This window comes from Pseudomonas sp. 05N434 (assembly GCF_056396965.1).
On record NZ_JBFTMK010000442.1, the window covers coordinates 1 to 4311 of the forward strand.

Annotated in this window: 4 protein-coding genes; 2 read left to right on the forward strand and 2 right to left on the reverse strand. The window is 59.7% G+C overall.

Features of this window, described 5'->3' with window-relative positions; all coding sequences use genetic code 11:
- The first annotated feature begins 370 nt into the window (after positions 1-370).
- A complete protein-coding gene (locus AC1DLB_RS22850; protein WP_086945078.1) occupies positions 371-1045 on the forward strand; it encodes a histidine phosphatase family protein in 675 nt (224 codons plus the stop codon).
- 63 nt (positions 1046-1108) lie between these two features.
- Here the strand turns inward: AC1DLB_RS22850 and mnmH are convergent, their stop codons facing one another.
- Complete coding sequence (gene mnmH, locus AC1DLB_RS22855) at positions 1109-2212, reverse strand: tRNA 2-selenouridine(34) synthase MnmH (protein WP_477743742.1); 1104 nt, start codon at positions 2210-2212, stop codon at positions 1109-1111.
- The gene (selD, locus tag AC1DLB_RS22860) at positions 2212-3246 is read right to left on the reverse strand and encodes a selenide, water dikinase SelD (protein WP_477743743.1); all 1035 of its coding nucleotides are present in this window, start codon (positions 3244-3246) and stop codon (positions 2212-2214) included. Before selD ends, mnmH begins: the two co-directional genes overlap by 1 nt.
- A 307-nt stretch (positions 3247-3553) precedes the next feature.
- Here selD and tsx point away from each other — a divergent pair.
- Positions 3554-4311, forward strand: a 758-nt coding sequence (gene tsx / locus AC1DLB_RS22865) for a nucleoside-specific channel-forming protein Tsx (protein ID WP_477785688.1), incomplete at its 3' end; no start/stop codon positions are given.

Below are 4311 nucleotides of genomic sequence, written 5' to 3' on the forward strand. Positions count from 1 at the left end.
GATCCACTCCGGGTACTGGGCCGGCCATTTTCGAGTGATGGGGAATGCAGACAAATCGGTCATCGGGAGCTTCCACGGGAAAGTCGGAGTGAAGATCATAAGGGGGACGGGGCTAACATGTGTACTGTGCCCATCAATCCGAAACATCCTGTCGATAACCTTCCCCCCAATCCGTTCAAGGTTGCCGCTAAAGTGCCAGGCACCTGGCCCGGATCGAAGCTCGAATCGAACCAAAAGGGCTTCAGCGGACTCTGAGCATTGCCCTGTTAGAAATGGACCGGGTCAACGACATGGCAAACACCCTATGCTAGGCACTTGAGGTGTCAAGGTTTGTCGGCCTTAACCAAATGCGCTGAAGATTACCTATTCGATGATGAATCCTTTGAAACTCACCAACCGCTTCAAACATCGCGCTTATATCTTCCTGCCCGCTCTGTTGGCGGCCAGCGCGTTGTTTTTGTCACTGGAGTCCAGTGTAAGCCGCGCCCAACCGGTGGACGGTACACAGACGCTGGTGTTTTTGCGTCACGCGGAAAAACCGGCCGGCGGCCTGGGTCAGCTCAATTGTCAGGGACTGAACCGCGCCATCGACCTAGCCACCTTGCTGCCGGAAAAATTCGGCAAGGCCAACTACGTGTTTGCCGCCAACCCGACGCGCAATGTAGAGGAAGGCGAACTGGATAATTCCTACAGTTACATTCGCCCCCTGATGACCATCAGCCCCAGCGCGATCAAGCTCGGCTTGCCGGTGAACATCGAATTTTCGGCCAACGACACCAGCGACCTGGCCGATGAACTGCTTCGCGACAAGTATCACAACTCGATCATCTATACCGCCTGGTCTCATGGCTACCTGCCCGAGCTGATCAACAAGGTCGCCGGGGAAGCCGTCGGCTCAGAACAGCGCATCACCGATGACTGGGCATCCAGCGACTATGACTCGCTGTACGTGCTCACGCTGACCTGGCACAACGGCAAGGCCAGCCTGCAGAGCCACCTCTATAAGCAAGGGCTCAATAACGGCCCGGAGACTTGTCCGACGTAAGCGGTCGGGCACCTGCCAGGCCCCATCGCGAGCAGGCTCGCGAAGGGGCCAGTAAAAACAACATCACCCCCGCTGCTTGCCCCGCTCCCGCAAATATTCGAGAACCGCCCCCCGATCCCCGACAAACTCGATCCGCGCCCCCTTCTTCTCCCGCTGAAACACATACATCGGGTCGTAATACTCACGCAGCAACCCTTCGATCCAGCCCCGGTGCAAATCCACCGCGCCGCTATTGGCCTGTTCCGCCAGCGCATCCTCCATCAAGGTCAGCATCCGCCGATGACGTTCGCCGCCCAGGCGTTTCTGGACATTGTTCAGGCTCGCCAACATCCGCTCGGAAAACAGCGCGAAGCCTTCATCGCCATACACCTCGGTGAACTCGGCGCATAAATCCACCACGTAATCGCGCAGGATCCGCTCGACGCGCCCTTCCAGGCTGTCTTCCAGCCAGACCATCGGAAACTGCTGCATGCCCTGATACAGCGGCAACGGCAGCGCACAACTGCCGATCGCGCGGCTCTCGTCTTCGAGCACAAACTGCTCGATACCGCTGGCACACTTTTTCAGCACGTCCACGGCCAGGCGGTTTTCAAAGTCGATGTTGGAGGGTTGGCCGGTGGCGCGTTTGCCGAAGCTGGAGCCGCGATGATGGGCATGACCTTCAAGGTCCAGCGCGTTGCTCAATTGCGTGAGCACCTCGGTCTTGCCGGTGCCGGTCATGCCGCCCAGCAAAACGAAATCGCACTGGGCAACGGCCTGGTCGAGCGTGTCGAGCAAGAAGGTGCGCATGGCCTTGTAGCCGCCACCGACCCGCGGATAGTCGATGCCCGCTTCGTCCTTGAGCCACTGCTGGGTGATCTGCGAACGCAGCCCACCGCGAAAACAATACAAATAGCCATCCGGATGCGCCCGGGCAAAATCGGCCCAGGCCTGGATACGCTCGGCCTTGATCGCGCCGGTCACCAATTGATGCCCCAGCGTGATGGCCGCTTGCTGACCGTGTTGCTTGTAGCAAGTGCCGACCCGTTGCCGCTCATGGTCATTCATCAGCGGCAGGTTGACCACACCGGGGAATGAGCCCTTGAGGAATTCGATCGGCGCGCGCACATCCATCATCGGCCGGTCGTTGAGGAAGATGTCGCGGTAATCGGTGAAGTCTCTGGACATCAAACCACCTCAACCGCGTGGGTCTGTCGCTCAACCAGTTCGCCGATCGGCTGAAGGGCCAGCCCAAGTTCGGCCGCCACCGCCAGGAACGCTGCGTCGCATTCGGGCGTGACTGCAATCAGCAAACCGCCGCTGGTCTGCGGGTCGCAGAGCACGCGTTTGTGCAACTCCTGGAGCCGACCGACCTTGCTGGCGTAGCTGTCGAAATTGCGCAGTGTGCCGCCGGGCACGCAGCCCTGATCGAGGTAATACTCGACGCCCGGCAGGCGCGGCACACGGTCATAGCCGATGCGGGCGGTCACGTTGCTRCCGTCGGCCATTTCCACCAGATGCCCGAGCAGGCCGAAACCGGTGACGTCAGTCATTGCGGTCACGCCATCGAGCTTGCCAAAACGGCTTCCGGGTTTGTTCAGGGTGCACATCCAGTCGCGGGCCAGGCCGATGTCGGCATTGCGCAACTTGCCCTTTTTCTCGGCGGTGGTGAGGATGCCGATGCCCAAGGGTTTGGTGAGATAGAGCCGGCATCCGGCGGTGGCGGTGTCGTTGCGCTTCATGTGGCGCTTTTCCACCAGTCCGGTCACGGCCAGGCCGAAGATCGGCTCAGGTGCGTCGATGGAATGGCCGCCGGCCAGGGGGATTCCCGCTTCATCGCAGACCGACCGCCCGCCGCGAATCACTTCCCGGGCAATCTCCGGCGCCAGCACATTGACCGGCCAGCCGAGGATCGCAATCGCCATCAACGGATCGCCGCCCATGGCGTAAATGTCGCTGATGGCGTTGGTGGCGGCGATACGGCCGAAATCGAACGGATCGTCGACGATCGGCATAAAGAAGTCAGTGGTCGACACCACGCCGCGCTCTTCATCGATGGCATACACCGCCGCGTCATCGCGCGAGGCGTTGCCAACCCAGAGTTTCGGGTCCAGGTTCTGCGCCCCGCTGCCGGCCAGAATCACCTCCAGCACCTGGGGCGAAATCTTGCAGCCGCAACCTGCGCCGTGGCTGTATTGGGTCAGACGTATCGGCTCGCTCATGGGATGCACCTTGTGAAGTCAATGGCGAGGATTCTACAGCAACCCCATTTGGCAGAAGCCGCGTAAGAACGATCTTTGTGCAGCGAAACTCACTTTGGTGCATTCAGCTCCCCGCCTTTCCCCCGCCCCTCGAAATCCTTGACCAAAAGGACAGTAAAACCGCCAATTCCTCCGGCTTTTCAGCGCATTGCGAAAATTGGTATAGCTTGTGCAAACGTTTGCGAGTCGCCGATACCGGCCTGTTCGCCACTTAAACCGCACAAGCCCGCACCATCGGGGCTTCGATACGCACGAAAAGGGACTTTTAATGCATTGCACCTCCAGTCGCGTGACTTGCTCGCGCACGTTTGCTGTTTCCTTGCTGTTGGCCAGCGTTACAGGACTACTCAGCAGCTCCGCGTTGGCCCAACCGACCACCACCGAAGAATCCGCCCAGGGCGAAGCCCTCAGCCCTGAAGCCAACCCACCAAAAAAAGGCGCGTACCTGTCGGACTGGTTCAATCAGGACCTGACCGTCATCGGCAGCAAGGACATCAGTTTCGGCCCGCAACCGGCCGACGACATCTACTTGGAATACGAGTACTTCGGCCGCAAGGGGCCGTTCGAGTTGTACGGCTACATCGACATTCCGAAGATCTTCGACATCGGCAACAGCCATGACAAAGGCGTATGGGACCACGGCTCGCCAGTGTTCATGGAGCACGAACCACGGATTTCCATCGACTACCTCGCCGGCCGCAGTCTGGCCGTCGGGCCGTTCAAGGAATGGTACGTGGCGTTCGACTGGATCTACGACCACGGCAGCAACAGTGCCAACCGCGCCAACACGCTGTACAGCGGCCTCGGCACCGACATCGACACCCATTCGCGGGTCAATCTGTCGGCCAACTTCTACGGTCGCTACCAGTGGGAAAACTACGGCGCCAGCAACGAGTATTCGTGGGACGGCTACCGCGCCCAGCTCAAATACATCGTGCCCATCAGCAGTTTCAGCAACGGCGCTTCGTTGACCTACATCGGTTTCACCAACTTCGACTTCGGCTCCGACCTGCACAAGGACAACCC